This is a genomic window from Photobacterium sp. BZF1, assembly GCF_014349205.1.
In the GTDB taxonomy this organism is placed as follows: Bacteria; Pseudomonadota; Gammaproteobacteria; order Enterobacterales; family Vibrionaceae; genus Photobacterium.
The window spans coordinates 1-26,684 of record NZ_JACSOF010000092.1 but is presented as its reverse complement, the minus strand read 5'-3'; the positions used below and the strand labels follow the sequence as shown (position 1 = coordinate 26,684).

Annotated in this window: 24 protein-coding genes; 12 read left to right on the top strand and 12 right to left on the bottom strand. The window is 46.3% G+C overall.

Annotated elements, in window-relative coordinates:
* The first annotated feature begins 13 nt into the window (after nucleotides 1-13).
* Both BIZ37_RS19340 and BIZ37_RS19335 read left to right on the top strand, forming a co-directional pair.
* Nucleotides 14-1,210, top strand: coding sequence for an exo-beta-N-acetylmuramidase NamZ domain-containing protein (locus BIZ37_RS19340; protein ID WP_187462872.1), 1,197 nt, complete (start codon nucleotides 14-16; stop codon nucleotides 1,208-1,210).
* Between the two features lie 145 nt (nucleotides 1,211-1,355).
* On the top strand, nucleotides 1,356-2,012 hold the full coding sequence (locus BIZ37_RS19335) for a MarC family protein (RefSeq protein WP_187462871.1): 657 nt from the start codon (nucleotides 1,356-1,358) through the stop codon (nucleotides 2,010-2,012).
* Nucleotides 2,013-2,048: 36 nt separating this feature from the next.
* Here the strand turns inward: BIZ37_RS19335 and BIZ37_RS19330 are convergent, their stop codons facing one another.
* Nucleotides 2,049-2,816, bottom strand: coding sequence for a helix-turn-helix domain-containing protein (locus BIZ37_RS19330; RefSeq protein WP_187462870.1), 768 nt, complete (start codon nucleotides 2,814-2,816; stop codon nucleotides 2,049-2,051).
* 105 nt (nucleotides 2,817-2,921) lie between these two features.
* Here BIZ37_RS19330 and BIZ37_RS19325 point away from each other — a divergent pair, with 105 nt between their 5' ends.
* Complete coding sequence (locus BIZ37_RS19325; RefSeq protein WP_187462869.1) at nucleotides 2,922-4,118, top strand: MFS transporter; 1,197 nt, start codon at nucleotides 2,922-2,924, stop codon at nucleotides 4,116-4,118.
* Between the two features lie 57 nt (nucleotides 4,119-4,175).
* Here the strand turns inward: BIZ37_RS19325 and BIZ37_RS19320 are convergent, their stop codons facing one another.
* Both BIZ37_RS19320 and BIZ37_RS19315 read right to left on the bottom strand, forming a co-directional pair.
* Nucleotides 4,176-5,792 (bottom strand): ABC transporter substrate-binding protein, encoded by a 1,617-nt coding sequence (locus BIZ37_RS19320; RefSeq protein ID WP_187462868.1) that lies wholly within the window; start codon nucleotides 5,790-5,792, stop codon nucleotides 4,176-4,178.
* 142 nt (nucleotides 5,793-5,934) lie between these two features.
* On the bottom strand, nucleotides 5,935-6,774 hold the full coding sequence (locus BIZ37_RS19315; protein ID WP_187462867.1) for a S1 RNA-binding domain-containing protein: 840 nt from the start codon (nucleotides 6,772-6,774) through the stop codon (nucleotides 5,935-5,937).
* A 300-nt stretch (nucleotides 6,775-7,074) separates the two neighbouring features.
* Here BIZ37_RS19315 and BIZ37_RS19310 point away from each other — a divergent pair, with 300 nt between their 5' ends.
* The 3 genes from BIZ37_RS19310 (at nucleotide 7,075) to BIZ37_RS19300 (ending at nucleotide 11,159) form a co-directional block, all read left to right on the top strand.
* Nucleotides 7,075-8,433 (top strand): hypothetical protein, encoded by a 1,359-nt coding sequence (locus BIZ37_RS19310; RefSeq protein ID WP_187462866.1) that lies wholly within the window; start codon nucleotides 7,075-7,077, stop codon nucleotides 8,431-8,433.
* 73 nt (nucleotides 8,434-8,506) lie between these two features.
* Nucleotides 8,507-9,985, top strand: coding sequence for a YdiU family protein (locus BIZ37_RS19305; protein WP_187462865.1), 1,479 nt, complete (start codon nucleotides 8,507-8,509; stop codon nucleotides 9,983-9,985).
* A 151-nt stretch (nucleotides 9,986-10,136) separates the two neighbouring features.
* On the top strand, nucleotides 10,137-11,159 hold the full coding sequence (locus BIZ37_RS19300) for an acyltransferase (RefSeq protein WP_187462864.1): 1,023 nt from the start codon (nucleotides 10,137-10,139) through the stop codon (nucleotides 11,157-11,159).
* Between the two features lie 62 nt (nucleotides 11,160-11,221).
* Here the strand turns inward: BIZ37_RS19300 and BIZ37_RS19295 are convergent, their stop codons facing one another.
* Nucleotides 11,222-12,103, bottom strand: coding sequence for a putative PEP-binding protein (locus tag BIZ37_RS19295; RefSeq protein WP_187462863.1), 882 nt, complete (start codon nucleotides 12,101-12,103; stop codon nucleotides 11,222-11,224).
* 448 nt (nucleotides 12,104-12,551) lie between these two features.
* On the opposite strand from BIZ37_RS19295, the gene BIZ37_RS19290 reads away from it, so the two are divergent.
* The 4 genes from BIZ37_RS19290 (at nucleotide 12,552) to BIZ37_RS19275 (ending at nucleotide 17,230) form a co-directional block, all read left to right on the top strand.
* The gene (locus BIZ37_RS19290; RefSeq protein ID WP_107298282.1) at nucleotides 12,552-13,607 is read left to right on the top strand and encodes a 3-deoxy-7-phosphoheptulonate synthase; all 1,056 of its coding nucleotides are present in this window, start codon (nucleotides 12,552-12,554) and stop codon (nucleotides 13,605-13,607) included.
* A 71-nt stretch (nucleotides 13,608-13,678) separates the two neighbouring features.
* Nucleotides 13,679-14,161: a YajQ family cyclic di-GMP-binding protein gene (locus tag BIZ37_RS19285; RefSeq protein WP_187462862.1), complete on the top strand. Its 483-nt coding sequence runs from the start codon at nucleotides 13,679-13,681 to the stop codon at nucleotides 14,159-14,161.
* A 755-nt stretch (nucleotides 14,162-14,916) separates the two neighbouring features.
* Nucleotides 14,917-16,209 carry a serine/threonine transporter gene (locus tag BIZ37_RS19280; RefSeq protein ID WP_187462861.1) on the top strand — a complete coding sequence of 431 codons (1,293 nt, stop codon included), beginning with the start codon at nucleotides 14,917-14,919 and terminating at the stop codon, nucleotides 16,207-16,209.
* 181 nt (nucleotides 16,210-16,390) lie between these two features.
* Entirely contained in the window at nucleotides 16,391-17,230 is an 840-nt protein-coding gene (locus tag BIZ37_RS19275) for a pirin family protein (RefSeq protein ID WP_187462860.1), read from the top strand.
* Between the two features lie 66 nt (nucleotides 17,231-17,296).
* On the opposite strand, the gene BIZ37_RS19270 is transcribed toward BIZ37_RS19275, so the two are convergent.
* Nucleotides 17,297-18,679, bottom strand: a complete 1,383-nt coding sequence (locus BIZ37_RS19270) for a sodium:alanine symporter family protein (RefSeq protein ID WP_187462859.1) — start codon at nucleotides 18,677-18,679, stop codon at nucleotides 17,297-17,299.
* Between the two features lie 189 nt (nucleotides 18,680-18,868).
* Nucleotides 18,869-19,798, bottom strand: a complete 930-nt coding sequence (locus tag BIZ37_RS19265; protein ID WP_187462858.1) for a Kdo(2)-lipid IV(A) acyltransferase — start codon at nucleotides 19,796-19,798, stop codon at nucleotides 18,869-18,871.
* 431 nt (nucleotides 19,799-20,229) lie between these two features.
* Between BIZ37_RS19265 and BIZ37_RS19260 the strand changes: the two genes are divergently transcribed.
* Nucleotides 20,230-20,514 (top strand): hypothetical protein, encoded by a 285-nt coding sequence (locus tag BIZ37_RS19260; RefSeq protein ID WP_187462857.1) that lies wholly within the window; start codon nucleotides 20,230-20,232, stop codon nucleotides 20,512-20,514.
* Nucleotides 20,515-20,574: 60 nt separating this feature from the next.
* Here BIZ37_RS19260 and lpxL read toward each other — a convergent pair whose 3' ends face one another.
* The 5 genes from lpxL to BIZ37_RS19235 form a co-directional block, all read right to left on the bottom strand.
* The gene (lpxL, locus tag BIZ37_RS19255) at nucleotides 20,575-21,537 is read right to left on the bottom strand and encodes an LpxL/LpxP family Kdo(2)-lipid IV(A) lauroyl/palmitoleoyl acyltransferase (protein WP_187462856.1); all 963 of its coding nucleotides are present in this window, start codon (nucleotides 21,535-21,537) and stop codon (nucleotides 20,575-20,577) included.
* Between the two features lie 308 nt (nucleotides 21,538-21,845).
* On the bottom strand, nucleotides 21,846-22,427 hold the full coding sequence (locus tag BIZ37_RS19250) for a NapC/NirT family cytochrome c (protein ID WP_107298290.1): 582 nt from the start codon (nucleotides 22,425-22,427) through the stop codon (nucleotides 21,846-21,848).
* Between the two features lie 12 nt (nucleotides 22,428-22,439).
* Complete coding sequence (locus BIZ37_RS19245) at nucleotides 22,440-22,898, bottom strand: nitrate reductase cytochrome c-type subunit (RefSeq protein ID WP_107298291.1); 459 nt, start codon at nucleotides 22,896-22,898, stop codon at nucleotides 22,440-22,442.
* Between the two features lie 10 nt (nucleotides 22,899-22,908).
* Nucleotides 22,909-25,401, bottom strand: coding sequence for a nitrate reductase catalytic subunit NapA (gene napA, locus BIZ37_RS19240; protein ID WP_187462855.1), 2,493 nt, complete (start codon nucleotides 25,399-25,401; stop codon nucleotides 22,909-22,911).
* 66 nt (nucleotides 25,402-25,467) lie between these two features.
* On the bottom strand, nucleotides 25,468-25,605 hold the full coding sequence (locus tag BIZ37_RS19235) for a periplasmic nitrate reductase, NapE protein (protein ID WP_107298293.1): 138 nt from the start codon (nucleotides 25,603-25,605) through the stop codon (nucleotides 25,468-25,470).
* Between the two features lie 185 nt (nucleotides 25,606-25,790).
* On the opposite strand from BIZ37_RS19235, the gene BIZ37_RS19230 reads away from it, so the two are divergent.
* Nucleotides 25,791-26,084 (top strand): helix-turn-helix domain-containing protein, encoded by a 294-nt coding sequence (locus tag BIZ37_RS19230; protein ID WP_107298294.1) that lies wholly within the window; start codon nucleotides 25,791-25,793, stop codon nucleotides 26,082-26,084.
* Nucleotides 26,085-26,103: 19 nt separating this feature from the next.
* Here the strand turns inward: BIZ37_RS19230 and BIZ37_RS19225 are convergent, their stop codons facing one another.
* A complete protein-coding gene (locus BIZ37_RS19225; protein WP_039459615.1) occupies nucleotides 26,104-26,457 on the bottom strand; it encodes a YajD family HNH nuclease in 354 nt (117 codons plus the stop codon).
* Nucleotides 26,458-26,684: the final 227 nt, after the last annotated feature.

The following is a 26,684-nucleotide window of genomic DNA, read 5'->3' as shown; positions in this document are numbered from 1 at the left end:
ATAAGGAACTGTCATGAAATACTTACTATCCGTATTTTTGCTTGCGGGTACCTTGCTTATCAGCGCATGCGATGATGATGACACTAGCGTGACCCAGCGCTCCGTTGGCGCAGACCAAATGGAACAATACATACCCTATCTCGAAGGCAAACGCGTCGGCCTGGTAGTCAACCCAACATCACGGCTTGCCGACGGTGAACACCTGATTGACAGCATGCTTGCCGAAGGCGTCAACGTAACCACCCTTTTTGCCCCAGAACATGGCCTACGGGGAGAGCAGGATGCCGGTGAGGAGGTTGAGGATGGGATCGATCCGGAAACTGGCCTGCCGGTCATTTCGCTCTATGGCGAACATAAAAAGCCAACACCAGAAGATTTGGAAAATATCGATGTCATGGTATTCGACATGCAAGATGTCGGGGTGCGCTTTTATACCTATATCAGCACGATGCAGTTGGTCATGGAGGCCGCAGCTGAAAATAGCCGCCAGGTGATGGTACTTGATCGCCCCAACCCCAATGGAAGCTATATTGCAGGACCTATCATGGAAGAAGAACACGCTTCTTTCGTGGGCATGGCGCCTATCCCGGTTGTCCACGGCCTGACCATCGGCGAGCTGGCGTTGATGATCAACGGAGAACGTTGGCTGAGCAATGGTGTTTTCCTTGCTGAAGCTGATCTACAAATTGTAGAGGTGCCTGACTACAACCACAGTATGCCTTATTCGCTCCCTATCGCCCCTTCACCTAACCTACAAACCGATGAATCAATCACTTACTACCCAACTTTGGGTCTGTTCGAGTCAACGACCATCAGTGTTGGACGCGGCACCGACACCCCATTTGAGGTGATCGGCTATCCTGATGAAAATCTCAAGATAAACTACGAATTCCAAATTGCTGATGATGATTCAGCTTGGCCGCAGCAAGGACAGTATGTCTATGGTGAAAGCTATCGCATTGCGCCACCTGTAAACAGCGAGTTTACCCTGGAGCCCTTCTACCGTTGGTATTGGAACATGCGTGATCTTGGTTATACCGATGAGGAAATTGTCGATCGTCCTGAGTGGTTAGCTCAGCTCATCGGAACGGAAACCGTGATGGAACAAATCCGTCTTGGCACACCATATCAAGATATAGAACAAAGCTGGCAGCCTGAACTTGAGGCGTTCCAGCAACTTCGTGATACTTACCGCTTATACCCAGACTAAATGGCAACAAAGCCGGACGAAAAGTCCGGCTTATCTCCGAAATGATAAACCCCTCTCATTTATCACTAAGATTCTTTACCCTCCCAGTAATCGAACTAAGCTTCATTAAAACAACAAGTTAAATTGAAGCTTAGAGGTCTGCCCAATGCACGACATACTGACTGTTAGCGTTACCGTCTTTATGGGGTTCTTCGCCATCATGAATCCTATCGCTAACACCGCTGTATTTATCGGCCTAACCAGTAACCAAACCCACCAGCAGCAAAAAGCAACGGCCTTCAAAGCCCTGTTTACTGCCTTCTGCATTGTTGCAGCTTTCAGTTTGCTCGGAAAAGGGATCTTCCAAGTTTTTGGGATCACCCTCCCCGCGCTGCGCATTTCGGGGGGTATCTTGGTGTTCTTGGTGGGTTACCACATGTTGCAAGGTAGCAGCTCTTCCATGCACAGTGAACAATCAGAGGGAGACAGCAAAAATCCCGCGCCAAGTGAAGGCCAGGACGTGGCGATATCCCCGCTCGCACTACCTATACTTGCAGGGCCCGGTACCATAGCAACAGCCATGAACTATTCAGCGGCTGGTGGTTTCTTAAGTATTGCTGTCACTATTTCAGCCTTTGCTTTATTGTGCCTAATCAGTTTGGTTTGCTTTATTTATGGCCAAAAACTGGTGAGCTTGCTTGGAGAGAACGGCATCAGTATTGTTACGCGACTGATGGGATTGATCCTTACCGTGATCGGCATGCAAATGGGCATCCAAGGAATACATGATGCAAGAGAATTACTTAATCAAGTACCTAAATAGCTTTATCGCACAAGCCTTGCCCTGTAATCGCTTTCCCTAATCAATGCACTTGAAATAGTGGCCAGGCGTTGTAGCAAAGTGCTTTTTGAACAAGCGGTTGAAGGCACTCAAACTAACGAACCCGACATCAAGCGCAACTGATGTCACTGATTGTCCGCTCGCAAGGCGTTTCAAGGCTTGAAATAACCTAACCTGATTTCGGTATTCGATAAACGACATGCCCATTTCCTGCCTAAATAAGCGACTTAGCGTGCGGCTACTAATATTCAAACTCTTTGACCAGTCGCTGAGTGATTGACTATCCGCTGGCTGGGCCATTATCGACTCACACACTCTAACAAGCCTCTTATCCTCAGCAAGCGGCAAGCTTAGCTCTGCTTGATCGGCGATCTTGAGTTGATCTAACAGCACGGCTACCAACCTTTCTTTCTCGCCAGTATTTCCTTGCTCAAACCGCCCAGTAGCCATATAAGCAATGATCTCGCCCAGTAAGCTCGAGACATTGACTACAGAACTGGTATTGGGGAGATTGATTGAGCAATGGGACTTGAGGTAAACATTCCTCATTTCAGCAAGCCCGTGCATTTCTACCCTGTGGCTAATCCCTGCTGGTATCCATACCGCCCTTTGCGGCGGGGTCACCCACAGGCTTTGCTCAGCCTCAACCACCATCACACCACTGCAGGCGTAGACTAACTGGCAATAATCATGGTTGTGCCAACCTATGGTATATCCATTCGGATAAGTTTTCGGCACGACCACAACAGGTATGTCCGCTTCTGGGAAAAAGATGTCGCGCTTCATCAACCTTGTGTCTCATATGGGCAATAAGTTGTCATGATACAGGCTATGAGACAAAGCAGGGCTCTGTAAACTGTTTTCTATCATTTAAAAGCTAGAAACCGAACTATGCACAAATACCATTTCCAGCTCATGAATTTAGGCCATGCGCTCAACCACTTTTTCATTCTGATTTTTCCAACGGCAATATTAGGGATTCAACAAGATTGGGGAATGTCTTACGACGAATTATTACGATTGGGTAGCTTGGGCATGCTCGCCTATGGTCTTGGGTCATTGCCAAGCGGTTGGTTGGGCGATCGCTGTTGCAAAAGAGCCATGATGCTACTCTTTTTCTTTGGCATGGGGATTGCCGCTATTTTTACCGCGCTCGCACAAACCCCGTTTCAGCTATCGATCGGGGTAATAGCTATCGGCCTGTTTGCTTCTATTTACCATCCCGTCGGCATTGCCTTGGTTTTCGCCACCACCGAAAAGACAGGCCGGGCAATTGCCGTCAATGGTCTGGCAGGTAATATTGGGCTTGCCTGCGCAGCGGCAGTGACAGCTTTCCTGACCCAAACCATTAACTGGCAATCATCTTTTATCATCCCGGGCATCCTTTGTGTACTCACCGGTATGGTTTATGGCAGAGTGTCAAAGGATGTGTCCTACCAACAGCAAAATAAGACACAACAAACATCGGTGAGCCAGAACCAACTTCTTCGCTTGCTGTTGGCGATTGCTATCATTGCCACATTCGGTGGACTCGTTTTTCAGACAATCACAGCTGCACTACCCAAGATCCTGCAAGACACCTTTACCCTGTCCCTCAGCCAAATTGGCTTACTCGCAACAGGCATTTTCACACTGGCAGCCTTTGCCCAACTGATAATTGGCGAGTTACTCGATCGCGTGCCAGCAAAGCTACTGCTATTTTGTGTGGTTGGCGGCCAGATTACCTTCCTGTTGCTGGCATCACTCACATCAGGCTGGACACTCGTATTTTGTTTGACCGGGCTTGTATTCAGCACTTATTCGCAGATTCCTATCAACGACTGGCTCATTGGCCAAAACACAACGGATAAATGGCGCTCAACCGTTTATGCCGTGAAGTATATGCTGAGCTTCACTACCGGTCCCATAGCCTACTGGTTGATTGCCTATAGCTATTCAACCCAAAGCGAGACTACTAGCCATTTCTCTTCCTTGTATTGGCTTTTAGCTGGTGTCATGTGCCTATCGGTGGCAGCAGTTGTATTCATGCCTGGCGAGAAAACGTTTACTGTAAAGCAAAGTACAAGAAGTGTTATTCCTAACCGCTAAGCACTAAAAAGCCGGACAATCGTCCGGCTTTATATTCAATGGCAAATTGAAAGCAGCTTACTGCATCAAATATAAGTCGCGGGTGTAACGCGCTTCAGCCGCATTAGTTTTAGAATAGCCACCGACCTTGGTATTCTTCAGCACAGAGCGCGTGTAGTGATACAGCGGAATAGCTGGCATCTCTTCTGAGAAAACCTGCTCGGCCTGCTGGTAATACTTGTTACGCTCGTCATTACTTGGCGATTGGATAGCTTTCGCCATCGCCTCGTCATAGGCATCACTCGACCAGCGTGAGTAGTTCATGCCTGTGCTTTCGAAATATGACAGGAACGTAGATGCTTCATTGTAATCCCCTACCCAGGCATATCGGGCAACGGTAAAGTCTTTCTGGCCCAGTTTCTGCAGGAAGGTCTTCCACTCTTGGTTAGCCAGATCAACCTTGGCTCCCAATGTTTTGTTCCACATTGATGACATAACAATAGCCAGCTTCTTGTGGGATTCAGACGTGTTGTAAACCAGTTCGAAAGAAAGCGGGTTGGATTTGTCATACCCAGCCTCTGCCAGCAACGCTTTGGCTTTCTGGTCACGCTCTTTCTGCTTCAACTCACCCCATGCTAGTTTCGGTGGTACAAACCCGTCAACTGAAGGCGGCGTGACACCATAGGCTGGCACCTGACCCTGCCCAAGGATCACTTTGGTGACAACGTCACGGTCTATCGCATATGCCAGCGCCTTGCGGACTCTCGGATCATCAAATGGCGCTTTGCTGACATTGAACAGGTAATAATAGGTACCCAGTGAAGGCATGGTCAGCAACTCGTCCGGACGCTGTTTTTTAATCGCATTATATTGCTCCAGCGGGAACGAAGAAGTGATGTGGATTTCACCGGTTCTAAAGCGGTTATATTCAGCCGTCATATCTGCGATAGGCAGGTATGTCACCTTGTTGATCACTGTTTTATCGTTGTTCCAGTATTGCGGGTTTCGCTCTAACACAATGCGTTCGTTGAGGGTCCAGTTCGCGAGTTTATAGGCGCTACTGGTGACAATATTTTCAGGTTTAGTCCACGCGTCACCGTGGGCTTCGATAGCTGGGCGGTAAACCGGAAAGGTCGACTCGTGGACCATCATCTTGACGAAATACGGAACGGGCTTATCGAGAGTGACTTGGAAGGTTTTATCATCAAGCGCTTTTACGCCAAGCTGATCGACCGGCAGTTTGCCTTCATTGATTTTATCGGCATTCAAAATATGTGCGGTGCTGTAATACCACGCATACGGCGCGCCCGTTTTGGGGTCTACCACCCGCTTGAAGCTGTATTCGAAATCGCTGGCGACGATCGGCTCACCGTTTGACCATTTAATGTCATCGCGCAGATGGAAAGTGAAGACTTTACCGTCCTCTGATTGCTCCCAATGAGTCGCTAAAGCAGGAGTGATTTCACCATCCGGGCTTTGAGTAACCAAGCCTTCGAACATATCAGCTATGACACGGGCGCTCGAGGTATCTGAAGAATAAGAAGGGTCTAACGTAGGGACTTCATCGCCATTACCACGCACTATCTCCTGTACCTTGGCTAACGACACATCGGCGGGAACATCTGCTGCCCAGATAGGGCTTGCCGTTAACATAGCGACAGCTGCGGCGATCACTGTTAGCTTACTTCCTTGCATAATCTATCCTTGTGATGTTTGTAATAAAAGGGTTAAACCGCTTTTAACATACACATATATTCACTTGGTTGATATGCTACCGCTCACAAAAAAGCCGGAGATAAACTCCGGCTTTTGAATCAATCTCATAACCATTTGCTGATTAGTTATCGTTCAAACGAATTCCATCACGTTCGATGACGATAAGGCCTTTCTTGTAAAGGCCGCCAATTGTCTTCTTGAACGTCGCTTTACTGGTACGGAATTCCTTGAAGATAGCATCTGGTGACGACTTGTCGCTCAATGGCACAAAACCGCCCTTGCGCTCAAGTGTTGTCAGGATTTTATCGGCCAAATCATCAACCTTTGCCTTACCCGCTTTTTGTAGCGATAGGTTAATTTTACCGTCTGGACGGATTTCTTTAATGTAGGCCTTCAGCTTCTTGCCAGGGAACAACTTACCGAAAGACTCGGTCCTGAACAGCAGGCCCCAGTGCTGCTCTTCGATCACGGCTTTGTAACCCAAGTCGGTCGTTTCGGCGATCTGAACCTGCACTTCCTGGCCCACTTTGTAGTTAGCCGGTGTTTTGTCCAAGAAGCGGTTGAATTTGGTAGAACCCACAATACGGCCTGATGCCTTGTCGGTGTAGACACGCACCATGATATCTTGGCCTTCTTCTAGGCGGCGGCGTTGCTCACTAAATGGAACGAGCAGATCTTTCTCCAGGCCCCAATCCACAAAAGCACCCACACCACATATACCCACAACACGTAACAGGGCAAAGTCACCCACTACAGCATAAGGCTGCTTGGTGGTGGCAATAATGTCATCTTCAGAGTCGAAATAAACAAAGACTTCCAGCTTATCCCCCAGCTCAGTGCCAGCAGGAACACAAGCTTTAGGCAATAGGATATTGCCAAAGTCTTCACCACCATCTAGGAATACGCCAAAATCTACCAGCTTGACGACTTCTAGCGTGTTGTATTGTCCAATTCTAATCATTCTTTCGACACTCTCTGGGTAAATAAAACGGCTTGTTTATCTCAAAGCCGATAGCATGCGTTAGTCCGTCATGCCTTCATCGTAACATCAGGCGGCGCATTATACGTGATGTTAACCCAATACGCCTGACCTATCTTTCATTTTTTGCTTACTTTTCACTCTAATAAAGCGCTAAATACCAATTAACTCTGCTATTAACTGACTAATTCATCTAAAATTAATTTTAATTCCAATAGTTAACGCTACATTTACAGCGTTGCATATCCAGTTCCCCCATCCCTTGAGAGGTAATGTAGTAGAGTGATCACAGTTGAAAAAAAAGACGGGCATAAGCTAAAAATCTCCCACGTCATCCCTGAAACAACTAACCGTCAACTGGATCTCTTTATTTTTGTCCCCGGCGAACTGGGCCTCAACAGCAATATCATTGCTGAAGATGAATTTTTCCATAATGCCATTCAGGGCAAACGAACCTATTACAGTGATGTGAACCATTTGCCGCTGGTTCACAGCCGACTTGCCAGCCGTGGAAAACTCTCGACTGAACAATACCGTTTGAGCTTGAGCCTTTATGCCTATCAGTATGCTCTGGCGCTGGAAAAAACTACCCAGCAGCTTCTTGATGTCAAAGAAGAACGCTCGCGGGAAGAAGTCGAAGAGGTGGCCCAGCTTACCATGCGCATCCTCAAACGACTTCGCCGAAACATCCCAACGGATAAAAAGCTGCTCAAATATTACGAGAACGTCGATAACTACTTGTCATGGTTTACTGAGCAGCGCCTTCTTGAGCTTGTCGCCCACTTGCCAAGAAGCAGTGACTACAGTGAGATCAAATCGTTGCTTTTTGAGGTATGCGAAAAAGAATCGGAGCACCGAAGCAAGCATAACTACAACTCCTCCAAAGCGATGGAAGATCCAACGCGAATGTCGAACAAGATGCGCCTATTGCGCCGCTTGATTGAATATCCGGTCACGATGAAGGAAAAGACCAGCGAACTGGGCCAGAATACCCGTAAAATCGTTACCGGCTTTGCAGCGGGTTTTGTGATGATTTTCGTTACCTTGATGCTTATCAAAGCTCGAGGGGTGCTTGGGGATATTACCGCTTCTTTCATTTTGGTCCTGTCGGTTATCTATGCCGCCCGTGAAGTTTTCAAGGATGACTTAAAAACCATTCTTTGGCGCTGGGTGCGTAAAGGTAAGCCAAAGTGGCGCAAACAGTTTTTCGATGTGAACTCCAATCAGTTGATTGGCCGACAGCTTGAATGGATGGAATACTGCGCCTTTAAGGCTCTGGATAAAGAGATCAGAAAGGTTCGCAAGCACAAGGTGTCCCAGCACGAGGAAACGGTACTGCATTACAAGAGCACAACCCGAATGTCTCCGACTAAGTTCCTCACTGGTTACGAACAAACCCGTGAATCCATTATGTTGGATCTCCGCACCATCACCCGTTTGATGGAGAAAGGCTCGCAGAAAATCTACCAGCTCAAAGACGGGCAAGTTTCCAAAGAATCAGTAGAGAAGCGCCACCTGATCAACTTAGTTACCCGCGAAAAAGTGGATGACAAAACCATCTCTATCCAACGCTGGAAAGTTATCATGAACCGTTCGAAAATTGTCGATATCGAGCCGATTGAAACCTACAACGGGGAATAACCCTACACTCTCTCCGTTGTAAGCCTGCGGACAGTTGATACGCTTAAAGGGAAGCCATTGTGATGATCCCTCTATGAAAAAACTGTCCGAGCTTGTTTTCAACAACACCTACAGCGCCCTACCAAGCAGCTTTGGGGCATTTATCCAACCGCAGCCGCTTGATAATCCTTTTCTCGTCAGTGTGAACCCACAAGTCAGTGAAATGCTTGACCTCGATCCCGCTCAGGCAAACACCCAATACTTTGTCGACCTATTTACCGGCAATGATAATCACCCAGCGATGTCGCCTCTCGCCATGAAATATACCGGTCATCAATTCGGCCAATACAACCCCGATTTAGGCGACGGGCGAGGCTTGTTGATGGGTGAAGTACAGGCCTCAACTGGGCAAAAATGGGATATTCACCTTAAAGGATCGGGCTTGACTCCCTACTCCCGCCAGGGCGATGGCCGGGCGGTATTGCGATCCAGCATCCGTGAGTATCTGGCCAGTGCCGCTATGGCTGGGCTTGGTATAAAAACAACCCATGCCTTAGCCGTGCTTTCCAGTAATACACCCGTATATAGAGAAACTGTCGAGCGGGGTGCAACCCTTATCCGCGTCGCAGAGAGCCATTTACGCTTCGGTCATTTTGAGTATTTCTTTTATAGCCAACAGCACGGCGAACTGAGAATATTGGCCGACTACCTTATCAAACATCATTTCCCTGACATCGACCTACAACAAGATGATGCAGATCGTTACAACCAGATGTTCAAAAAGATCGTCAACCTGACTGCCGAGATGATTGCCGGCTGGCAATCAGTAGGATTTGCTCACGGGGTAATGAATACCGATAACATGTCAGTCCTTGGCCTGACGTTTGATTACGGCCCATATGGCTTTCTTGATGACTACCAACCTGGCTTTATCTGTAACCATTCCGACTATTCCGGCCGGTACGCATTCAACCAGCAGCCAACCGTTGCCTTGTGGAACCTTTCAGCCCTTGGTTATGCTATAACACCGTTGCTTGCTAAAGAGCAGATAGACCACGCTCTCGAGCAATACCAACCAATCCTGCAAAAGGCCTACAGTGCCAATATGCGCGCTAAACTCGGCCTTAAGGAAAAGCTTAAAGAAGACACACCGCTATTTTCAGCTATGTTTGATATGCTGAAAACACAAGGCATCGACTACACCTTATTCTTTCGTACCTTGTCGTCCATTCCGCATTGCGAACTCAACACTTCGGGCCATTTGTTTGAAGACCTATCCCAAGATATTGGCCCCCTGAAATCATGGCTTTCTTTATATTCAGAACGACTTGAGAAAGAGGCATTGGCGGATAGTGATCGACTTGATCTGATGCGATCTACCAACCCTAAATTTATCTTAAGAAATTACCTTGCCCAACAAGCTATCGAACATGCAGAAAAAGGTGATTTCACAATGATCGAGCAACTGATGGCAGTACTTCAAAGCCCCTTTGATGAGCACCCAGAGTTGTCTCATTTTGCCGAACGTCCGCCAGAATGGGGCAAAAAGTTAGAAATTAGCTGCTCTTCATAGCACTTATTTACTGGCATCCTGGCCGTTGAAACCAAAGTGCTGAGACATAGTTCACGAAACAAATAAACACTCTCCCCAGCTAAACGATACCTATCAATTCAGATAGGTATCTCTGGTAAAGTCTTGCGACACGTTTTAAGTAGTAGTAACCATGTCAAACAACCGCATTGCCAGTTTCGAAGTCGGTAGGCTTATTGCCCTTCTCGGCGTTATCGCTATCCATAGCCAACTTTTCATGACAGCCCCCTTAATCAACGGTGAACCTTGGTTAGGGTTGCTTATCAATCAGCTCAGCCGTTTCGCAGTGCCACTTTTCTTCATCCTGGCCGGATATTTCATCGCACCGAAGCTTGTCGCCCTTCCGACAAGTACCCTCAAGCAGTACAGCTTACCGTTACTGAAAGTGTGGCTGGTTTGGAGCGTGATATTTTTCCTCGTACCATTCAACCTACAACTGGCCTTGGAATCAGGCTACCTTGCAGAGCGCAGCGGGTATTGGCAATACCTCCTTTCCCAGCCGCTCAATACCCTGTTCGAGGGAAGCTTGGTGCACCTTTGGTATATCCCCGGCTTGGTCTGCTGTTTATTGGTGATAGCCGCTTGTTGCTATAAAAAGAAACTCAACCTGATCTTGCCGGTTGCAATTGCACTTTATCTATTTGGTCTGGCGGCGGGCAGCTACGCACCACTGACTGGTATAGAGTCGCCGCTGTTTACCCGCAACGGGCCATTCATGAGTACACTGATGCTGACAATTGGCTTCCTGATCCGGCAGAAAGATTGGCAACTCAGTTTTAGCAAGGCTTTGATGCTTGCCCTTATAGGAATGGGGATGCACTTAGCTGAGGCGCTGTACTTAACGCGATACGACGTGCCGTTCAATATGCATGACTTCTTAACCGGAACACCACTCTGGGCGACGGGTATTTTCTTCATGCTTAAGCAACGTCCACAATTTGGTCAAGCGATGGCAAAGCTTAATATCAGCAAGCACGTACTGGGTATTTACCTCATTCACCTGCTGATTATTATCTACCTCATGCGCTTATTACCGATGCTAGGCTTCACAGGCTACGCCAACGACATTCTGCGTTTTGTGCTTACCTGTATCATTAGTTACGGCCTAATCGCGCTTATTAATAAAACGCCACTTAGAAACTGGCTGCTGAGATAAAAAGAAACCCGGCATACATGAGAGTATGCCGGGTTATAAATTTAAGTGTTTACCCTTCTTTATTACTGCGTGATCACCGTAGACACATTGTGCTCAAGCAACCACAACTGTAAGTTTGGTGCTTTATTGATGTAATGGCTGACCACATCACAGGGTTTATTCGTCGAGGATGCAGCTTTCAGAGCATGATCGATAAGTGCCAAAACCGCTTCATTTTGATCATCATGCAGATATTCGAGAGATGGATGAGTTTGATCCAGCCCCAATGCAAACTGGGCCAACTGATCAATATCGACCACAAGCCCGTCAAAGTACTGCAGGAATTTTTCTGCCATTAAGGCATTGGCCGGCAATTCAGCAAGCAAATGAACCCGAAGGCCATTTGCACCGCGACACAAGCCTTGCTCAGCAAGCAAATCAATCGCCGTGGCCGATTCACTGAAAGTACGGACAAACGGAATAACCAATTCAATATTCGCCATTCCCTCGGCAATGCGAGCGCGTTTGATAGCCTCGCACTCAAGTTCAAAAGCTTTACGAACCGCTTTATCAGCCCAGCGCGAAACACCTCGCTTACCAATGAGTGGATTAACCTCTTGGGTTTCAAGCTCTGAGCCCAGTAATGACAATCTATGATGAGAGTCTGCACCTGCCAATCTTACCTTCAATGGCTTTTCCCCCGCTTTCTGGGCAGCAGAGATAAGCTTCGCAGCCAATGCAGAGACAAAAAACTCAGCAGGGTTATTGTCTGTCTTTGCCAATAACTGCTGTTGAGCATCTTCTGCCAAATCCGCTGGGTATGCGGCCGCGTATGGGTGAATCCCTATTTCTTGTAATAGATCATCTACAGAGACCAAGCCTATATCAGCCTGTAAATTAGAAAGCTGGTCAGAAGATTTGAGAATTTCTGAAAACTGTAGACCTGACTGAGCGCTATTTGTCATAAACCACCATAACTGCTTTAACTTGGGTTTTAATCAATCAGGAAGAAAATATAGGGATAGATCCGAGCACCAAGGCTTGTGATTCCGTTTGTATATCGACTTCCATTATTACCCATAATGAATGGGTAGATATTCACATAGACCCAACATACTGACTCAATCCGCTTGACGCAAGTGGGGAATCAGAAAGTTTTATCGCTTTGATTGATGAAACGCGTTGTCTTATCCGCTTATCCATTTTTCAGCTCTGGCTGTATACCAGCAAGGTATTGCTTTACCCACTGGACAAAATGGCAGCAATCATTGATCTATCTTGAGAAAAGGCGAAGTAAAACAGAAAGCGCTAGAATAAAAATCTAAGTGATATCACAAGTTTGGTTTATTCCTGCCGACTTTTGGGCTATCTTTACGCGTCAATAATTTTTGTTATACCGAGATAGGCAACACTATGCCAATGAAAACAGATGAACTCCGCACCGTTAGCCTTGGGCTTATGCCAACGCCAGCTGCGGTAGAAGCTGCTTACCCAATCACAGATGAAATTGCGGAGCATGTCGCCCACTCTCGTCGTCAAGTTGAAGCGATTCTAACGGGCCAGGACTCCCGTCTTCTTGTTGTCGTTGGTCCTTGCTCTGTCCACGACCCTGATGCAGCCATCGACTACGCAAAACGCCTGCATGCCGTCCAAGAGAAATATAAAGATACGTTATTCATTGTGATGCGTACTTACTTCGAAAAACCACGTACGGTTGTTGGCTGGAAAGGACTGGTATCCGACCCTAACCTAGACGGTAGCCTTGATCTGGCCAAAGGCCTTCACACTGCCCGTAAATTGCTGGTTGATATCAACGCATTGGGAATGCCAACCGCCACTGAATTCTTGGATATGATCACTGGCCAATACTTGGCTGATTTGATCAGTTGGGGCGCAATCGGTGCGCGTACGACCGAATCTCAAATTCACCGTGAAATGGCGTCTGCCCTATCTTGCCCAGTAGGCTTTAAAAACGGCACCGACGGTAACATCAAGATTGCGATAGATGCTATCCGCGCCACTCGTGCGTCACACGTATTCTGTTCACCAGCGAAAAGCGGTGAAATGACGATTTACCGTACATCAGGTAACCCGCACGGGCACGTGATCCTCCGTGGCGGTAAAATGCCAAACTACCATGCAGAAGATATTCAAGCGTCTTGTGATACTTTGGCATCCTTCGACCTCCCGACCCGTTTGGTTGTCGACTTCAGCCACGGTAACTGCCAAAAGCAACATAAACGCCAACTTGATGTCGCCGCCGACATTTGCCAGCAAATTAAATCTGGTAGCCGGTATGTTGCTGGTATTATGGCCGAAAGCTTTATTGTTGAAGGCAACCAGCCAGTTGATACCGACAATTTATGCGCACTAACTTACGGCCAGTCAATTACTGATCCATGCATTAACTGGGACGATACTGTCACCATGCTGGACATGCTTTCTGAAGCTGTAGGCAGCCAACAATAAAACCAATAGTAGGGCCAAAGACGGCCCTGCTTATATTACAATTACATCAACATAAAATTGGGATTACGCACATGCCATCTTTTGACATTGTTTCTGAAGTCGACTTCGTAGAGATCCGAAATGCGGTAGAAAACTCATCTCGTGAACTAGACACTCGTTTTGATTTCCGTGGTGTCGAAGCTAGCTTCAAGCTAGAAAAAGAAGTCGTTAAAATCACAACGGAATCAGATTACCAACTAAGCCAGTTGGTCACTATCCTCCGTGGTAACCTAGCTAAGCGCCATGTTGATGCGCAATCAATGGATCAAAAAGAGACAACCCGCACAGGTAAGTCTTTTGCTTGTAATGTTGAGTTCAAGCAAGGTGTCGATACTGCCGTTGCCAAGAAAATCGTCAAGATGATCAAAGATGAGAAGCTAAAGGTACAAGCTTCTATTCAAGGCGATAAGGTTCGTGTAACCGGTAAGAAGCGCGATGACCTACAAGCAGCTATGGCTTTGGTACGTGGCGCGGAACTGGGCCAATCATTCCAGTTCGACAACTTCCGCGATTAAGCCTTTCGGCTCTCGTTTAAAAAACCGCCTGATAATGGCGGTTTTTTTATATTAGAGCAATCCATATCCCCCCCCCAACATTAGTCTCTACTAAAAATAAACAAATTTCATAAAATGGTTATAGCGCTTAATTTCCAGCGATAATTATAAAGGCCATCTAAAATACCCCTTTCTAGCTAGCCTTGATTCTCAAGGCAGTGACAAGTTAAGTATTTTTTCTGTCACAATCAAAAATCGACGAAAATATATCCAGAATAATTTCTAACTATATTCCAACCGCAAGAGACATTAACAATAATTAATACATTTTCACCATCAGACATAAAACCCCATAACTGGATATTTTATGGTTTTAAACAAGTGCGCGAATATTGTGCAAACAGACGCCTAAAAGCGAAAAACCATAGTTGTGCTACGGATAATCCCCTATACTTGCCCGCGTCCTATTTAGGGTTCCAATTGTCATTATTAAAGGTTTTAATAAGTTAGAGATTTAGAGCAGTCATTACCAAGTAGCATTGTGCATGCATGGAATTAGCGCTTTTAGACCCAGGACGTCACCATAATCACTTTACCGTTTTGAAGTGATTCTCACCCACAACTCGCTCCTTACTTTGTTCATCTGAACTGCAAATAGTTGTTTGCAAAACTGCTCTTACTCCTTTACTGACGTTCCATCAGTAAAGCAGGGAAGATACACAGAAGAGAACCCTTTGAAGGCTATATAAACTATACCTATAAAGGAGATGTCCATAATGGACACTGTGAAAAACAATACCGTTCATTCTCAATCAACCACAAAAGCCAAGCTTGGCTGGAAAAAAGCCGATACCCTTTGGGTACTTGGTCTTTTCGGTACTGCTGTTGGCGCAGGTACCTTGTTCCTACCAATCAACGCTGGTGTTGGTGGCCTGATCCCACTATTGGTAATGGCTGTACTAGCACTACCAATGACCTACTTTGCACACCGTGGTATGACACGTTTCGTGCTATCAAGCTCCAACCCTGGTGCCGACATCACTGAAGTGGTTGAAGAACACTTCGGGGCCGGTATGGGTAAAGTGATCACCCTACTTTACTTCTTTGCTATCTATCCAATTCTATTGGTGTACAGTGTTGCCCTAACAAATACGGTTGAGAGCTTTATGATCAACCAGCTAGACATGGTTCCACCAGCACGTTGGATCCTTGCTCTGCTACTGATTGTTGGTCTAATGGCGGTAGTTCGCCTAGGTGAAGAACTGATTGTAAAAGCAATGAGTATGCTGGTATTCCCATTCGTCGCGGTTCTACTAGCACTTGCTCTATACCTAGTTCCTGAGTGGAACGGCGAGATTTTCAATCATGTTGTACCTGCTGAAGGTGGCATGACGTCTGTCTTCATGGCGGTATGGTTGATCCTGCCGGTTATGGTCTTCTCGTTTAACCACTCACCGGTAATTTCTTCTTTCGCTGTTGCTATGCAGAAAGAACACGGTGAAAACGCCGAACCTCAAGCACGCCGTGTACTTCAGCGCGCCCACATCATGATGGTTGTGACTGTGATGTTCTTCGTATTCAGTTGCGTACTTTCCCTGTCTCCGGCTAACCTTGCAGAAGCAAAAGCACAGAACGTATCTATCCTTACGTACCTGTCTAACCACTTCAACACGCCAATGATTGCTTATGCTGCACCTATTGTGGCTATTATCGCGATTACTAAGTCTTTCCTAGGCCACTACCTAGGTGCAAGCGAAGGTTTGAACGGCTTGATTGTAAAAGTTGCGCGTGACCAAGGTAAGAAAGTGGGTCCTAAAGCACTGAATACTTTCACAGCAGGCTTCATGCTTATTACAACTTGGGCGGTAGCAACTATCAACCCAAGCATCCTGGGTATGATTGAAAGCCTAGGTGGCCCAATCATCGCAATGCTGCTATTCATCATGCCGATGTACGCAATCAAGAAAGTACCGGCAATGCACAAGTACTCAGGTGCTATCAGCAACGTATTCATCGTTGTTATCGGCCTGATTTCTATCTCAGCGATCTTCTACTCTTTGGCTCAGTAAGCCATATAGTCGAACATGCAAAAGGCCATCTCTGGATGGCCTTTTTTTATACCAGCCCCTAACTCATTCCCCTGCCAATTAAATCCATTCGATTTTTTTAAACATCTTGTTCGCCAATGCCTACTGTTTGTCACGCTAAAGTCTGCTTACACTGAAACCATAAATAAATCAGGAGGCAAACATGGCTATTCGACAAATACAGTCCCTTATTCCCGCCCATCCTTCTTCCGATGGTGACGGCGTTCGTATCCAACGAGTCCATGGCTTTAACAATGCGCAATTTTCGCCTTTTTTGATGATTGATGAATTGAAGTCAGAAAGCGCAGCTGACTATATTGGCGGTTTTCCCCCTCACCCCCACCGCGGCATAGAGACGCTGACATATATGCTTAAAGGCCACTTCCAACACAAGGATCATATGGGTAATGTGGGCGAACTCAATGATGGTGGCGCGCAATGGATGTCTGCTGGGCGCGGGGTGATCCACAGCGAAATGCCTATCATGACAGATGGCGAACTGCACGGCTTTCAGATTTGGATTAACCTACCGGCAGCAAAGAAAATGCAGCCCGCAGATTACCATGACTTCCAGCCAGATGTGATCACTCAGCACCGTCAGGACGATGGTAGTCTTGTGCGCGTTATTGCAGGTGACCTAACCATCAAAGGAACAACTCTTGCTGGCCCGCTGCAGCAAACAGGGGTTCCAGTAACCATTGCAGACTGGCAAGCAGAGCAAGCAAGTAGCCTTAACAGCTGCCTTAACCCTGATTTCCAGGCCATGCTCTATGTCTACAAGGGCGCTATCAATATTGAAGGGAAAGAGGTAAATGCAGGCAATCTTGCCATACTCGGTAAGGGTGAAGGCTTAGCGATTTCAACAGATAAGCAGGCTGGCGTATTGTTATTATCGGGCCACCCAATAGACGAACCCGTAGTACATTACGGCCCGTTTGTGATGAACAGTATGGATGAAATAGAGCAAGCCATACAAGATTACCAACAAGGTACATTGGTATAAACATCCCCCCAGAAACTAATTGCCGACTTACTAGCATCCTCTGCGTAAGTCGGCATTTATATATGGTTAGTCTGGGTCAGGGCCTTTCATTTTCTCTTGAGCAAGCAACTCGAAATATTCTTTAGTCAGCTTGAACACAACTGGGCTCAACAGTAATAACGCTATTAAGTTCGGGATAGCCATCATGGCATTGAGGGTATCTGCAAGTAACCAAATAAATTCTAGCGAACTGGTCGCTCCAATTGGCACCGCAATAATCCATAGCACTCGAAATGGAACGATTGCCTTTACCCCAAACAAATATTGAATACATTTTTCGCTATAAAAGCTCCAGCCTAAGATGGTGGTAAAGGCAAAAACAGACAATGCGATGGCAACAACATAATTCCCGATCCCCGGCAATGCAGAAGCAAATGCCGCTGAAGTCAGAGCAGCGCCGGTTTCACCACTGAGCCAACTTCCCGATACAACAATCGCTAAGCCAGTAATACTACAAACAACAATGGTATCAATGAAGGTACCGAGCATCGCAACTAAACCCTGCGCGACTGGGTTTTTCGTTTGAGCAGCAGCGTGGGCAATAGGCGCACTGCCCAACCCCGCCTCATTGGAGAAAATACCACGTGCAACACCAAATCGGATGGCGGCCCACACCGCTGCACCGGCAAAACCACCTTGTGCTGCAACCGGCGTAAACGCACTAGTCACAATTAAACTAAAGGCCGCAGGTATTTCCGAGATATTCATAATCAGAACGATAAGCCCTGATGCAATGTAAAACGCTGCCATCAAAGGCACCAACTTACCGGCAACATCAGCAATACGCTTGATCCCGCCCATTAGTACCAGCCCGACTAAGATCATCATCACCAAGCCGGAAATCATCGGTGAAATACCAAAGCTTGACTCGACCGCTGCAGCAACAGAGTTTGACTGTACCGTGTTACCAATACCAAACCCGGCCAAGCCACCAAAAATGGCAAACGCCGTTCCGAGCCATGCCCACTTACTGCTCAAGCCATTTTTTATGTAATACATCGGGCCACCAACATGGTTGCCATTGGCATCCGTCTCACGGTATTTCACTGCGCATACCGCTTCGGCAAACTTGGTCGCCATACCAACTAATGCCGTACACCACATCCAAAATAAAGCGCCAGGGCCACCCAAAAATATTGCCGTCGCTACCCCGGCAATATTACCAGTACCAATAGTTGCAGAAAGAGAGGTCATCAAGGCATTGAATGGGCTTATCTCCCCTTTGGCTTCCTCTTCTTTTTCAGGGATCCTCCCCGTCCAAAGTAACTTAAAACCAGCTCCAATTTTCACAATAGGCATTAGCTTTAAGCCAAGAGTAAGATATATCCCTACCCCGAGGATAAGTACCAGCATGGGGACACCCCACACAAAGCCATTTATGGCTGAGATAAAATTCGCTAATGACTCCATCCTTACCCTCTCTTTTTATAGTTTCATATCAAAAAAACATAGGCGTCCTTGTCTATAACTTCAACATAGAGATGAGTAATGTTGCTAAATACAAAAGCTGAAAAGATAAGTAGATACAGCCCTGAACCAAACCTTTAGACATAAAAAAAGCTTCCAGAGGAAGCTTTTTATTCACATCAAATAGCACTATTAGTCATACAATGATGGCTCACCTTCAGGGCGCGTTTTAAAGCGGCGGTGCAACCACATATATTGCTCGGGCGCTTCCATAATTGAACGCTCAACCGCTTTATTCACGTAAGCAGCAGCGGCATCAGGATCGTTGTGAGGGAACGCATCCAACGGTGGGAAAACTTTCAGGGTATAACGACCGGAGTCGGTGTTACGCACCATCGCAAACGGAACAACTGCGCAGTGTGAAGCATCAACCAATAGGCTTGTACCCGTGGTTGTACACGCCTTCTCTACCGCAAACAGAGGCGCGAACGTCGAACGGCGCTTACCATAGTCATGGTCAGGGGCATACCATACCCGCTCGCCTTTACGAAGGGCACGCAGCATCCCTTTCACATCTTTACGGTCAATCATGTACTTGTTAGAACGGATGCGGCCATTGAACTGGAAAAAATCAAAGCAAGGATTCTTGTTCGGTCGATAAACACCTACACCCGGCGTTTTCATACCAAATGCACGAGCGCCAAGCTCTAGGTTCAATGAGTGAACAGCAACAAGCAACACCCCTTTTCCCTCAGCTTCAAGCTTATGGATGTGCTCCAAGCCTTCATAGGTCACGTGGCGTTCCACTCGAATATCAGGCCAGAACCAAGCCATACCGGTTTCAAACATTGCCAAACCAGTATTATCAATATTCTTCTTCATCAGCACATCACGTTCTTCTTGCGACATGTCTGGAAAACAAAGCTCCAAGTTGCGGGCAATGGTCTTCTTGCGCTTCTTAATAATGCGCATCGCCAAGCGCCCAAGCCCTTGCCCCATTCGAAACTGAATAAAATATGGCAACCAACTGATGAGGTACATCAAACCAACCATAAGTAATGTTAGCCAATATCGAGGGTGTAAAAGCGATTTAGTAAACGTAGGCGCTGTAAATTTACTCATTAGCGATGATATCCCTTTATTATTTTTATTCCGCACTCACATTATGACTCATTAAAACATGCCTTAGTGGGAGATCTATTTACGGAAGTTATATCGAACACTGCATTCTATTGCGTGGAGGAAAGCTATGCAAGTAACTGAAGTTTTGTGCCATTCATTTTCAGTTTACATTAAGAAATTGGACATGATTTGACATCCACAACTCAAAAAAGAGACATAAAGCCTTTTTTTGCTATTGATTTTGTTTATGATAATGATTCCTGTTATCAATAGTGATTTTTACCATGAAATATCTCTTCTTATTAGGCTTATTGAGTCTAATTTCATCAAACGCCTTCGCTTACTCCTCATCCAAATCGTGTTTCGACCTAGAGCCTGATCGAGTCTACGAAGTACAAGCTAATAAAAGAGTTTGCTTCAAGACAAACCTCATGGAAGCAAGAATATTTAGTATCGAAGATAACATTACTGCGTTCAAGGTCGGCTTAGATAACAATCACAGCAGTATACTCTTTCCTTCCGATTCGATAGCGGCCCACCATGCATTTTATCTAGAGGCTCCCACCCGATTCTACATCACCGTTAAGGGAAACAATGTTGGACTAGTCGATGAGAATTATATCTCTGAAAAGTTACCAGAGATGGAGGAGGTTACCCCGGAAGAAGTCGAGGAATGGAAAGCGACAGCTACCGATACTGTTAGATTAATATCTTAAATAACAAAGCCCCTTCAAGGGGCTTTACCAGTGCAACAATATTATATCTCAGCGATATCGTTAAGCGGGATGGGAGTGCAACTGAGCTTGCCGCTTCTCATAAAGGCTAGGCTCACCTTCTGGCCGGGTTTTAAAACGTCGGTGAAGCCACATATACTGACAAGGCGCAGCAAGGATTGATCTTTCAACGGCTTTATTAACAACACTCGCCGCTCGTTCAGGTTCATTACGTGGAAATGCCTCCTGAAGCGGTTCAATCGTAATTACGTAATCACCAGAATTAGACTCACGCACCATTCTAAAGGTCATCACCTCACACCCGCTGCCATCTACCAATAAGCTTGTACCTGTTGTCGTGCAGGCTTGCTCAACGGCAAAAAGCGGAGCAAATGTAGAACGCCGAACACCATAATCATGATCTGGGGCATACCATACACGCTGCCCCGTACTCAGTGCATTGAGCATACCTTTTACATCTTTACGATCGATTAAAGTACGGTTTGAGCGAGCTCGACCTCGATATTGCACAAAGTCAAAGCAAGGATTGTTGTTAGGGCGGTATATGCCTGTGCCAGATTTATGGATACCAAATGCCCGCGCTGCCAACTCTAAGTTTAATGAATGAACAGCAATAAACAGTGCGCCTTTACCTTCAGCTTCGAGTTGTTCGATATGCTCCATGCCCTCAATGCGAACGTGGCGTTTCACGCGGGCATCAGACCAAAACCAAGCCATTCCGGTTTCAAACAAGGCAAGGCCCGTATTATCAATATTGGCCTTGATAATTTGCTCCCGTTTCTCCTTTGTCATATCAGGAAAGCAAAGTTCGAGATTCCGCTCAATGGTAAAACGCCGCTTCTTCATTATTGCCAAAGCCAATCGGCCAATCCCCTGCCCTAAACGGCGCTGAACAACATAAGGCAGCCAACTTAGCAAATACATAACAAGGATTAATAGCAGTGTTGGCCAGTAACGCGGTCCCAACAGTTTAATTGAGAAGCGAGGTGCAGCATATTTGCTCATAAAAAAGGTATCACCGTAGGTAATTTCAGAGATATTTACCGACTTCAAACGATGCAGTAAATTGCTGCGAATTCTACCCTTGAAAACCTTACAAGCACAGTAAAATTATAAGCTTCAAGCCATTATTTAGCCGCAACACGCAAAATAATAAGATTCATGAATAATCTGCTGTATTTTAGGGCGACTGAACAATAAAAAGCACAGATAAAAAAAGGGCCAAAATCGACACAATGTAATAAAAGTGTCAATTTTGGCCGTTTAATTTAACTAATCAATCCTACAAGCTATATCTATAACTAAATGCAGGCTTAAAACCCTTCAACACCTTTCATATCTGGTAGGCGGTGAGCAATACCTTTATGACAGTCGATACAGGTTTTCGAACCATCAGCCAGTGAGCTTGAGTGTTGAACTGAAGCGCGTTGTGACTGCTGCGTAAAGTCCATATAGCTAAACTCATGACAGTTACGGCACTCAAGGGAGTCGTTTTTCTGCATCCTTGTCCATTCTCGCTCCGCCATATGCAAACGGCGGGCTTCGAATTTCTCTGGAGTAGAAATTGCCCCTGTTACCCAAGCCCAAACCTCTTTGGAGGCCTGCATCTTACGGGCCATTTTATCTGTCCAGTCATGTGGCACATGACAATCAGAACAAATCGCCCTAACTCCTGTACGGTTAGTGAAATGAATGGTTCCCTGTATCTCCTGGTAGACATTATCCTCATGGCAACTAACGCAGAATGGCTCTGAGTTAGTAAACTCCATCCCAGTATTAAACGCCCCCCAGAAAATCACCCCAGCGATAAAGCCACCGAGTGTCAAAAAACCAAGACTAAAATACTTTGCCGGTGAACGGATTAGCGCCCACCATTTTTTCAACCATTGCCACATACGCTTCCTCCCTTACTTCTCTTGATCGAGCAGCGTATCGAGATCGGTAAATGAGGTACCAACCAATGGTTTAGCATCAGTCTGTACCACATGGCACTGCTCGCAGAAGTAACGCCGTGGCGAGAGCTCTGCAAGGAAGTTACCGTCTCTATCCATATAGTGAGTGACACTGATCATTCTCGCCTGGGTTTCTTCCACTCGACTACGTGCGTGGCAGGCCATGCATTTGTTCGCATTCAAATCAACTTGGTAATTATCGATCTTATGTGGGATCACCGGCGGCTGCATTGGGTAGTTTCGCTTAGGGATCCTATCGTCGTTAATGGTTTTGTTCATCATTGGCGGTTTGGGCTCACCATTAAGGGCATGTTGCCGGGTCGTCGCCAGCTCATCTCCTCTAATCGCTTCAGTCGCCGCAATGACAACCCCTGTGGTAAACAACATCAAAAGCACAGCAAGTATTCTGTTCATGATTAACCTCCTATGCCTTTACCACTTTGACAGCACACTTTTTGAAGTCTGTCTGTTTGGAAAGCGGATCGGTTGCATCAAGTGTTACCTTGTTGATCAGCTGGCTAGAATCAAACCAAGGGACATACACCAAGCCTTTCGGTGGTTTATTTCTCCCTCTGGTTTCAACTCGGGTAATGATCTCCCCTCTTCGCGAGATCACTTTCACCGCATCTCCGCGTCGCATGCCTCGTGCTTTTGCATCATCTGGATGCATAAACACCTGGGCATTCGGGTATGATTTGTGGAGTTCAGGGACACGGCGGGTCATTGACCCTGAATGCCAGTGCTCAAGTACACGGCCAGTGGAAAGCCATAGATCGTATTCTTCATCCGGACTTTCTGCCGGTGGCTCATAAGGCAGGGCAAAAATAACCGCTCGGCCATCAGGTTTGCCATAAAACTCATAACCGCTACCCGGTTTGACGTATGGGTCAGAACCTTCCTTGAAACGCCACAAGGTTTCCTTTCCGTCTACTACCGGCCAACGTAACCCCCGCACTTCATGGTAAACCTCAAATGGCGCCAAATCATGGGCATGGCCACGGCCAAACTGGGCGTATTCTTCAAACAGACCTTTCTGCAAGTAATAGCCGTATTGTGTTGATTCGTCGTTGCTGTGCCCTTCTGTGATGTCTTCCAGTGGGTACTGGTTAACTTGACCGTTGGCAAACAAGACGTCATATAACGTTTTGTCTTTATAGTCTGGGTTCGCATCAAGCAGTTCTTTCGGCCACACTTCATCCGTTTTGAAGCGTTTAGAGAACTCAACCAATTGCCACAGGTCAGACATTGCCTCTCCCGGCGCATCAACCATCTTGTGCCATAGTTGGGTACGACGTTCTGCGTTACCGTATGCCCCCTCTTTTTCCACCCACATAGCGGTTGGCAAAATTAGATCGCCTGCTTGTGCCGTGGCCGTAGGATAGGCATCGGATACCACAATGAAGTTGTCTGGATTACGGTAGCCTGGCAGGATTTCTTCATTGATATTTGGGCCTGCCTGGAGGTTATTGTTAACCTGGATCCAATACGCATTGATCTTACTGTCTTTGAGCATCCGGGCTTGCAATACCGCATGTGCCCCGACTTTCTCAGGAATGGTGCCATCAGGCAGTTTCCAGATTTTTTCAGCGACTTTACGGTGTTCTGGGTTGTTCACCACCATATCAGCAGGTAATCGGTGTGAGAAGGTACCGACTTCACGGGCCGTACCACATGCCGATGGCTGACCTGTCAGCGAGAATGGGCTATTGCCTGGAGTAGAAATTTTACCGGTAAGCAGGTGGATGTTATAAACCAGATTGTTACACCATACCCCTCGGGTGTGCTGGTTAAAGCCCATAGTCCAGAAAGAGGTCACTCTAGTATCTGGATCAGCATAGAGTTCTGCAAGTTCGATGAGTCGTTCAGGTTTCACACCAGACATCTCACTGGCTTTTTCAACCGTGTACTCCGAGACAAACTCTTTGAATTCCTCAAAGGTCATAGGGTCAGAGTCACCGCTATCAGGGTTCTTGGCTTGTTGTTGAAGTGGATTTTCAGGGCGTAGTCCATACCCAATATCGGTAGCACCACGGCGGAAATTAACATGCTTGTCGACAAAGTCTTTATTCACTTTGTCGTTGGTGATGATGTAATTGGCAATGAAGTTGAGGATAGCCAAATCGGTTTGAGGTTCGAACACAATCGGTATGTCAGCCAGTTCAAAGCTGCGGTGTTCAAAAGTAGAAAGAACTGACACTTTCACGTCAGGGTTAGACAGCCTTCGGTCCGTTACCCTCGTCCAGAGTATCGGGTGCATCTCTGCCATGTTTGAACCCCAGAGGACAAAAGCATCGGCTGATTCGATATCATCGTAACAACCCATTGGCTCATCGATACCAAAAGTACGCATGAAGCCTACTACGGCAGATGCCATACAGTGTCGGGCATTCGGGTCGATATTGTTTGAGCGGAACCCGGCTTTCATCAGTTTAGAAGCAGCGTAACCTTCATAGATTGTCCACTGCCCTGAGCCAAACATACCAATTGCTTCGGGCCCTTTTTCTTTCAACACCGCTTTCCATTTTTCGGTCATGATGTCGAAAGCTTGATCCCAGCTAATCGGGGTGAAGTCGCCTTCTTTGTCGTATTTCCCGTCTTTCATTCTCAGCAGGGGCTGGGTCAGGCGATCATCACCGTACATGATCTTCGATAGGAAATAGCCTTTCACACAATTGAGGCCGCGATTGACGGGCGATTTAATATCACCATGGGTGGCAACAACCTTGTCATCTTTCACACCCACATTTACCGAGCACCCTACACCACAGAATCGACAAGGTGCTTTCTCCCAGGTGATCTGGGTTTTCGATGCATCCGTAACAACATTACTTGCTACAACCGGTATCGAAATACCAGCTGCTGCAGCTGCACTGGCCGCGGCCTGTGCTTTGATAAACTTACGCCGGGAACATTTCATTGCTTCCTCACTCAACTATTGCTTCACGGTAAAGACAATCACACAAGCTGTTGATTATTTTTATTACTAGCCTGTCACTACCTGTAAAAACCAAACAAAAAACCCATAGCCACCAACAACGGCAACAGCAAGAATGGGAAACAGTACAACGGTAATAAACAGAAAAGCCTTCAACTCAGAACGGTGCTGGTTAGCATCACTCATCTTATTCTCCAAATTTGATGGATACCTATAACTCTAGCTAGCTTCAGAGAAATTGATAACTTGATGAGATCAAAAACCTTAATTGAGAATGAGTCGTATTAGTTGAATCAAGATTTATTAGTGCAACGGCAATGATTTTAATGCTAGTGTGATAGTTAAGAGGTTGTTTAGAAAGGAGTCATGGAGTGACTATCAGCAAAACCAAGTCTAGCTTTTATCGACGGCTTTATGTCGCCCACCTTATTGATTCAGGTATAGCAACGGTACCGGGCATATTGGAGTACACCGGCATGCCGCGAAGGACCGCGCAAGATACCATCAAGAGCTTGGCTGATCTTGATATCGTTTGTACATTCAAACAAACGAAAGGCGAACGTAACCGAAGTGGAAAGTATGAAATAGAGGATTGGGGGGCGATCAACAAAACGTGGATCGCCGAAAATATTGCAGATATTAAAGGGGTACTCAATTACCCTTGATCCCTGCTTACCTTGCTGGTTACTTTTTCTTTTCCATCATTGCTTTGAGATCAGCAAAAGGATTGAATGTCGCAGCTTGGTGATCATCTTCACCCGCTTTAACTACACTGCCCATTTGGTTGTCGTGCTCAGTGTATTTTTCGTGCTCATGATCATGGCAGAACAAACAGAGTAATTCCCAGTTGCTGCCATCTTCAGGGTTATTAGTGTGGTCATGGTCAACATGGTGGACCGTCAACTCTCTTAGGTTTGAATAGACAAACTCACGGGCACAACGACCACAAACCCAAGGAAATAGTTTCAGCGCTTTTTCACGGTAGCCTTGCTCTTTACGAGCATACGCTGCACTGGTTCCATAAAAATCAGAAGACATTCTCTCACCTAAGATTGATAGATTTCGGCGCTAGTCTACCGAAAATTCGCTTGAGGCGCTGCTAAACAATAGCAAATTCATGAATAGTCTCACTGAATGAAACACTCAGGCGACAAAATGGCAGCTATTTTTATGCAAAAAGCAACGCAAAAACAGTGTATCATTTTATAAACGACCAAATGACAGAGCAATGTAAACCTTATTTGGTGTTAAATTAAGCGATAAGG

Bases quoted from the DNA above. Each gene is read 5' to 3' on its own strand.
- BIZ37_RS19270 (WP_187462859.1), bottom strand. From the start codon at position 18,679: ATGGAGTCATTAGCGAATTTTATCTCAGCCATAAATGGCTTTGTGTGG.
- BIZ37_RS19285 (WP_187462862.1), top strand. From the start codon at position 13,679: ATGCCATCTTTTGACATTGTTTCTGAAGTCGACTTCGTAGAGATCCGA.
- BIZ37_RS19320 (WP_187462868.1), bottom strand. From the start codon at position 5,792: ATGCAAGGAAGTAAGCTAACAGTGATCGCCGCAGCTGTCGCTATGTTA.
- BIZ37_RS19280 (WP_187462861.1), top strand. From the start codon at position 14,917: ATGGACACTGTGAAAAACAATACCGTTCATTCTCAATCAACCACAAAA.
- BIZ37_RS19225 (WP_039459615.1), bottom strand. From the start codon at position 26,457: ATGTCTTCTGATTTTTATGGAACCAGTGCAGCGTATGCTCGTAAAGAG.
- lpxL (WP_187462856.1), bottom strand. From the start codon at position 21,537: ATGAGCAAATATGCTGCACCTCGCTTCTCAATTAAACTGTTGGGACCG.
- BIZ37_RS19315 (WP_187462867.1), bottom strand. From the start codon at position 6,774: ATGATTAGAATTGGACAATACAACACGCTAGAAGTCGTCAAGCTGGTA.
- BIZ37_RS19250 (WP_107298290.1), bottom strand. From the start codon at position 22,427: ATGTGGCAATGGTTGAAAAAATGGTGGGCGCTAATCCGTTCACCGGCA.
- napA (WP_187462855.1), bottom strand. From the start codon at position 25,401: ATGAAATGTTCCCGGCGTAAGTTTATCAAAGCACAGGCCGCGGCCAGT.
- BIZ37_RS19260 (WP_187462857.1), top strand. From the start codon at position 20,230: ATGGAAGCAAGAATATTTAGTATCGAAGATAACATTACTGCGTTCAAG.
- BIZ37_RS19245 (WP_107298291.1), bottom strand. From the start codon at position 22,898: ATGAACAGAATACTTGCTGTGCTTTTGATGTTGTTTACCACAGGGGTT.
- BIZ37_RS19330 (WP_187462870.1), bottom strand. From the start codon at position 2,816: ATGAAGCGCGACATCTTTTTCCCAGAAGCGGACATACCTGTTGTGGTC.
- BIZ37_RS19335 (WP_187462871.1), top strand. From the start codon at position 1,356: ATGCACGACATACTGACTGTTAGCGTTACCGTCTTTATGGGGTTCTTC.
- BIZ37_RS19290 (WP_107298282.1), top strand. From the start codon at position 12,552: ATGCCAATGAAAACAGATGAACTCCGCACCGTTAGCCTTGGGCTTATG.
- BIZ37_RS19325 (WP_187462869.1), top strand. From the start codon at position 2,922: ATGCACAAATACCATTTCCAGCTCATGAATTTAGGCCATGCGCTCAAC.
- BIZ37_RS19305 (WP_187462865.1), top strand. From the start codon at position 8,507: ATGAAAAAACTGTCCGAGCTTGTTTTCAACAACACCTACAGCGCCCTA.
- BIZ37_RS19295 (WP_187462863.1), bottom strand. From the start codon at position 12,103: ATGACAAATAGCGCTCAGTCAGGTCTACAGTTTTCAGAAATTCTCAAA.
- BIZ37_RS19300 (WP_187462864.1), top strand. From the start codon at position 10,137: ATGTCAAACAACCGCATTGCCAGTTTCGAAGTCGGTAGGCTTATTGCC.
- BIZ37_RS19275 (WP_187462860.1), top strand. From the start codon at position 16,391: ATGGCTATTCGACAAATACAGTCCCTTATTCCCGCCCATCCTTCTTCC.
- BIZ37_RS19340 (WP_187462872.1), top strand. From the start codon at position 14: ATGAAATACTTACTATCCGTATTTTTGCTTGCGGGTACCTTGCTTATC.
- BIZ37_RS19235 (WP_107298293.1), bottom strand. From the start codon at position 25,605: ATGAGTGATGCTAACCAGCACCGTTCTGAGTTGAAGGCTTTTCTGTTT.
- BIZ37_RS19265 (WP_187462858.1), bottom strand. From the start codon at position 19,798: ATGAGTAAATTTACAGCGCCTACGTTTACTAAATCGCTTTTACACCCT.